This is a genomic window from Streptomyces sp. NPDC006265 (genome assembly GCF_040613555.1).
In the GTDB taxonomy this organism is placed as follows: Bacteria; Actinomycetota; Actinomycetes; order Streptomycetales; family Streptomycetaceae; genus Streptomyces.
Window position 1 is genome coordinate 909 of the sequence record NZ_JBEXSH010000540.1, and the last position, 5,283, is coordinate 6,191.

The following is a 5,283-nucleotide window of genomic DNA, read 5'->3' on the forward strand; positions in this document are numbered from 1 at the left end:
GGCAACGGACACCCTGGGCTGGACGGCCTCACCGCCGCCTGCGCCGCGCAAGCAGGGCAGAGGCGCCAGCTCGAGGGCAGAGTTCTACCCCCACATCCGGCACGGCGTCCGCGACGCCGTCCGCGCCGACGAGGCAGGAGGCGAAGCCACGCCGGACGAATTCGACCGCCCTACGCGCCCGCTACGACTGTGACCGCCCTCCGCGACGCGGCCGGTCTAAACCCCGCAGGGGTATATTCGCAAACGGTGAGCCCCCGCCGCGGGGCGTCGCGGAGACAAGTCCGAGCGGAGGCGATGGCGATGGCGACAGTTCGCGGCCATGTCATTGGCTCCGCTGGCGGCGCCGTCATCGCCCTGCTCGCCGCTCTGGCCGTACTGATTCACCATGAGACGGCCGCTGCCTCGAAGGCCCCGCCGCAGCACGCCACGCACTCCACGCACATCTGGCACGCCATGCCCGGCATGGCGTCCTCGCCCGCTGCCGCTGTCCGGCAAGTCTCCGACTTCACTCACGCGGACAGTGCCGGTGCACTTGCGCCCGCGCACGGCGCCGATGGCGGCAGCACCTGCGCCGTTGCGGGTATGCAGCACTGCACCAGCGGAAACGTGGAGGTGACCAAGCAGCTCCCCGCGCCGCCGCCGGGCACTGCGGGGCAGACGGCCGACCCATACCAGGCCCAGCCCGGCCCTCGGCCCGCCGGAACGGTCGGCCGCGCGCCACCGGACCTCTCGGTCCTCTCCCGATTGCGCATCTAGGCCGCGATCACGGCACCCGTGTGCCGTCGTCGCCGCGCCCCATGCCAGATCGAAGAAGAGGACTCACGTCGTGAACAGCATCAACCGCCGCTCCCTCCTGCTCGCCGGACTCGGCGCCGCCGGCGCGGGCGCACTCGCCGCCTGCACCAACTCCGCCAGCGCGCCTGCCCTGGTCAGCCCGTCCGGTTCCGCCGTCGCCGCCACAGAGAAGAGGCGGGGCGGCACCGGCAGGCAGCGCAAGATCATGCTGACCGCCGCGCCCGCCAGGGTCGACCTGGGCGGCGGCGTCAAGGCCAGCACCTGGGCCTTCGACGGCCGCACCCCGGGCAAGGAGATCCGGCTCTCCGCCGGGGACACCCTGGTCGCCGAACTCGCGAACCAGCTGCCGGGCAAGACCACCACCTCGATCCACTGGCACGGCATTGCCCTGCGCAACGACATGGACGGCGTGCCCCCGGCCACCCAGACCGCCGTCCGCGCCGGCTCCACCTTCACCTACCGGTTCGTCGCCGACGCCCCGGGCACGTACTTCTTCCACCCACACGTCGGCGTCCAACTCGACCGCGGCCTGTACGCCCCGCTGATCGTCGAGGACCCGCGCGAGCCACTGGCGTACGACGACGAATGGGTGGTCGTCCTGGACGACTGGGTCGACGGTGTCACCGGCACCCCCGACGAGGTCTTCGCCGGACTCCAGCAGGGCATGGGCGGCATGGACATGGGAGGCAACTCCGGCTCCGGCACGGAGGGCCACGACATGCACTCCATGGGGAAGGCCAACGGCGATTCATCCCCCTCCGACTCGGCCTCGTCGGGCGGGATGTCGTCGAATTTCATGCTCATGGGCGCGGAGAGCGATCTGCTGGGCGGCGACGCCGGCGACGTGAAGTACCCCTTCCACCTGGTCAACGGACGTGTGCCGGACGACCCGGAGGTCTACACGGGCAAGCCCGGCCGCAAGGTGCGCCTGCGGATCATCAACGCGGGCAGTGACACCGCCTACCGGGTCGCCCTCAGCGGCCACACGATGACCGTCACCCACACCGACGGCTTCCCCGTCCAGCACCAGCAAACAGACGCACTCCTGATCGGCATGGGCGAGCGCTACGACGTACTGGTCACCCTTGCCGACGGCGTCTTCCCCCTTGTCGCCCTGGCCGAGGGGAAGAACACCAGCGGGCTGGCCCTCGTGCGCACGGGTTCCGGCCGTGCGCCCACTGCCGCCGTACGCCCGAGGGAACTCGACGGCACGGTCATGACCGCATCCCGGCTCCGCGCGGCCGGCGACGTGCGGCTTGAGTCCGCCACAACCGACGTCAGGCACCGGATCGAACTCACCGGCGGCATGATGCACTACGACTGGGCCATCAACGGCAAGCCGTTCGACATGGCCGATCCGGACGCCCACGCCATCCTGGTCGAGGAGGGCCGGCGAGTCCGGCTGGACTTCGTCAACACCACGACCATGTGGCATCCGATGCACCTGCACGGCCACACCTTCCAGCTCGGCGGCTCCGGTCCCCGTAAGGACACCGCGATCGTGTTGCCGAAGAAGAAGCTGTCCGTGTTCTTCGACGCCGACAACCCGGGCCGGTGGATGCTGCACTGCCACAACGCCTACCACGGCGAGGCCGGGATGATGGCGACCGTTGCCTACCAGGCATGATCCCCTGGCCGGACGGCACGCCACTCATGTGTCGCCCGGCCCCACCGAGGTCGCGAGGCTCGAATCGCCGCGTATCGGTGTCACCCCGGATGAAGCCCTCGTCGGAGAGCAGCTCCCGCGCCTGGGTGAGGCTGGCGTCCTCGTCGGGCAGGACCAGGTCGGACGGCATGATCGTCCCGGCCCGCACGGGTCTGCCATAGCTGCGTGCCGCATCCGGCAAGGCTGGTGGCAGCCGATTTCGAAGACCGGGCTCAGCGGAGCCCCCTTGCCCGGGCGGAGCGGAAACGCCGATCACCCGGATCACCGCCTTCCGTCAATGGGGCGCGCGGCTGCCGCTCCGGCCACAGGCGTGCCTGCAGGCGCATGACCACATGGCCGAGACCGGACAACGCGCAGGCGATCGCAAGGTCCCCGAGCGACAGCAGCTCGGTTCCCAACAGGTCCCGGAGAGGGGGCAGATAGACACCGGCGGCCTGGAGGCCCAAGGCCGCACCCACGGCAACCAGCAGGAACGGGTTGGCCCGGCTTCCCGGACGGGCGCGGGAGCCCAGGGCGACGCCCAGCTGGGTCGCGCCGAGGACCCGGTCCGCCATCCGTCGTGCCCCCAGGGCGAGGGAGAGCGTGACGACGGCGGGCAGGGACTCCGGTACGGCGGCGACGGCAAGGCTGATCGCCGCCACGATCATCAGTTCCACGGGCTGTCCGCGCACCAGACCGAGAGCCAGAACCAGGGCGCACAGTGCCACGATCGCGGCTGCCAGAATCCGGCCGAATCCCGCCAGCCGACGCTGCAGCGGGGTCGGACCGGGCGCGGCACCCATCAGCGTTGCGATCCGGCCGAGCGCGCTGCCGGCTCCCGTGGAGGTGATCATGACGCATCCACGGCCGCGGACGACAATCGTGCCCGCCGACACCGTGCCGTGCGACGGGTCGCCGTCGGGGGCCTTCTCCACCGGAACGGACTCCCCCGTCAGCGAGGACTCGTCCGCCAGCAGCAAGGCCGCTGAGACTACGTCCCCGTCGGCGGGCACGATGTCGCCCTCGGCCACCAGGACCAGATCGCCGGGCACCACCTCGGCAGCAGGAGGGAGCATTCCTCGCCGTCCCGTATGACTCTGGCGGTGGGAGCGCTCATGGCGGACAGGGCCATCACCGCCTGTTCGGCTCGTACCTCCTGAGCGACGCCGACCGCGGTGTTCACCGTGATGACGATCAGAATCATGGCGGCATCGGAGAGATCACCGGTGGCGATCGTCAAAGCTGCGGCCACCAACAGCACCAGGATCAGCGGGTCCCGCAATTGCTGCAGCACCCGCCACCACACGGGGGCGCGCGGCTCCGCCGGGATCGCGTTGGGCCCATGACGCGTCAGTCGGCGCGCGGCCTCCCGCGACGACAGACCCGCCGCGGAAGATGCTGACGATGTCGTACGGGGTGCGTCGGTCCCCGCATCGACACCCCGGTCGTCCCGCTGCTCGCTCACGCGCCTGACGAAGTGCTGTACACGTGTGCGCCACGGACTGCTCGAAGGTCGCTGTCGCGTACCACCAGGACGCCGGGGTGCGCCGGAGCGGCGGCAACAGGACCGGCTTGTTCGCTGTGTGCCATTCACCAAACTCCCGTCATGCGGGGAACCGCCGTCCCCGAGTACCGGTGTCGCTTGTCAGAGTGCCACCGCCGGCGCCGGCCGGCATGACCAGCCACTCGGCGTGTGGGCAATCCTGCGGTGCAAGCCCGGGCATGGGCCTGTCGGTCAGGCCTGCGTGGGGCTGCGCCCGTGGTCTGCGGCGTACGCGGCGAAGACTTCCCTCGCCGTGCCACCGGTGTGGAGAAATCGCTGGTCAAGGATGGCGGCGAGGTCCTTCAGCGCACCTGCGAGCACGTCACCTGCCAGGCGCACCTCCGGCCGCTGGGCTGCCTGTCCCCGCTGGGAGAGGGTGGCGGCGTAGCCGATTGTGGCCGCCAGCGACGAGTGGTCCTCCCCGTCGTGGAAGTAGTACGCCTCGGCGTACTGGGTGAAGTCGATACGCACGCGTACGACTTCGGTGGCCAGGCTGTCCAGCAGCAGCGCCCCGGCTGTGCAGTCGATCTGCTGCGGCGTCGGGGCCGAGTCGCGCAGCAGGGCCAGCCGGATTGCCAGGACCCTCCTGCGGGTCAGCGCCGGGTAGATCTCCAGCACCCAGGAGACAGTGGCCGTCAGGAGCGCGAAGCCGACCAGGGCTTCCAATGGTGAGACCAGGCGGAGCCAGCCCTCACCTGGTGCGATGTCTCCCAGGCCCAAGGTGGCCACTGTGACGAGCGACAGGTACACGGAGTCGAGCAGCGCGGGCTCCTGCGCCGCCCCGGAACCGGGTGAGAAGGTGAACGCCCCGGGCATGTGCGGCCAGTAGACGATGGCCCAGCCGAGAATCACGGTGAAGGCCCACATGCTTACCACCGTGACCATGGCGAGCGGTCCGACGAGCCCGACGACCCGCCTGCGCGCGCGAAGGCGCCGGGCCAGGCGCCACAACGCCGTCATGACGAGGCGGCTCAGGCCGCCGTGGCGGGTCGGGTGCCAGAGAGTATGGAAGAGGTCCCGCAGGGTGAGCATGACGAGCCCGGCACCGGCCAGCGAGATCAACCACTTCATCCACGTCTCCCACGGCACTGTCGCCTGAAGCGGAACCCCGCTTTCGGAGCCTATGGCCTGTCCGGCAGATCCTGCCGCAGATGCCGAGGTCGGCACGCCCGTCTGCGCGGAACGGGTCTGCGGCAGCACGAGCGTGCGGCTCTCTCCGGGCGCGAAGGTCACAGCTCCACCGTCCAGGCCACGTTCGGGACCAGCCGCAGCGGCTGCCCGGGGAAGGCCTCCGCCAGCG

6 protein-coding genes are annotated in these 5,283 nt (G+C 70.5%); 3 read left to right on the forward strand and 3 right to left on the reverse strand.

The annotated features are described in order from the left end of the window. From ABZ281_RS33195 to ABZ281_RS33205, 3 genes are all read left to right on the forward strand, one after another. On the forward strand, window positions 1-193 hold a 193-nt coding region (locus ABZ281_RS33195; protein ID WP_356661551.1), incomplete at its 5' end, for a hypothetical protein. Between the two features lie 107 nt (window positions 194-300). Then, complete coding sequence (locus ABZ281_RS33200; RefSeq protein ID WP_356661553.1) at window positions 301-756, forward strand: DUF6153 family protein; 456 nt, start codon at window positions 301-303, stop codon at window positions 754-756. Window positions 757-826: 70 nt separating this feature from the next. Next, window positions 827-2,422, forward strand: coding sequence for a multicopper oxidase family protein (locus ABZ281_RS33205; protein WP_356661555.1), 1,596 nt, complete (start codon window positions 827-829; stop codon window positions 2,420-2,422). Between the two features lie 251 nt (window positions 2,423-2,673). Here ABZ281_RS33205 and ABZ281_RS33210 read toward each other — a convergent pair whose 3' ends face one another. The 3 genes from ABZ281_RS33210 to ABZ281_RS33220 form a co-directional block, all read right to left on the reverse strand. Beyond that, window positions 2,674-3,516 (reverse strand): cation-translocating P-type ATPase, encoded by an 843-nt coding sequence (locus ABZ281_RS33210; RefSeq protein ID WP_356661557.1) that lies wholly within the window; start codon window positions 3,514-3,516, stop codon window positions 2,674-2,676. Beyond that, the gene (locus tag ABZ281_RS33215; RefSeq protein WP_356661559.1) at window positions 3,432-3,905 is read right to left on the reverse strand and encodes a cation-transporting P-type ATPase; all 474 of its coding nucleotides are present in this window, start codon (window positions 3,903-3,905) and stop codon (window positions 3,432-3,434) included. Before ABZ281_RS33215 ends, ABZ281_RS33210 begins: the two co-directional genes overlap by 85 nt. A gap of 270 nt (window positions 3,906-4,175) precedes the next feature. Continuing rightward, window positions 4,176-5,054, reverse strand: coding sequence for a potassium channel family protein (locus ABZ281_RS33220; RefSeq protein ID WP_356661561.1), 879 nt, complete (start codon window positions 5,052-5,054; stop codon window positions 4,176-4,178). Window positions 5,055-5,283: the final 229 nt, after the last annotated feature.

What these genes read in the sequence shown, in the direction of transcription:
- ABZ281_RS33210 (WP_356661557.1), bottom strand. Translation starts at nt 3,516, where the DNA reads ATGCTCCCTCCTGCTGCCGAGGTGGTGCCCGGCGATCTGGTCCTGGTG.
- ABZ281_RS33220 (WP_356661561.1), bottom strand. Translation starts at nt 5,054, where the DNA reads ATGAAGTGGTTGATCTCGCTGGCCGGTGCCGGGCTCGTCATGCTCACC.
- ABZ281_RS33200 (WP_356661553.1), top strand. Translation starts at nt 301, where the DNA reads ATGGCGACAGTTCGCGGCCATGTCATTGGCTCCGCTGGCGGCGCCGTC.